A 264-nucleotide genomic window follows, 5' to 3' on the forward strand; every position below is an offset into this window, starting at 1 on the left:
CTTTTACTGTTCCTTTTGTTAGTGTTAGTACATATGTGTTATCTGATGGATCTACTGTTTCATCACCTGATGTCATTTTTATTTGTTTATCTGTTGCATCAAAAGTTAATTCACCTACTGCTGGTGCTGCTACATACTTTTTAACTTCAAATGTTGTATTTTTTGCTGAATCTGTAGCAGTTGTTTCAGATACTGCTCCTGCCTTAACTAATACACTTACATTATTTAAATCATTTTGTACAGCTGGGACTGCTGTTCCTGATA

The 264-nt window shown here is 33.7% G+C and carries 1 pseudogene; it reads right to left on the minus strand.

The features are described from left to right. Positions 1–264: pseudogene (locus IC218_RS21725) on the minus strand (cell wall-binding repeat-containing protein); the annotation flags it as partial.

The sequence above is a fragment of the Clostridioides sp. ES-S-0005-03 genome (genome assembly GCF_020658455.1).
Lineage (GTDB): Bacteria > Bacillota > Clostridia > Peptostreptococcales > Peptostreptococcaceae > Clostridioides.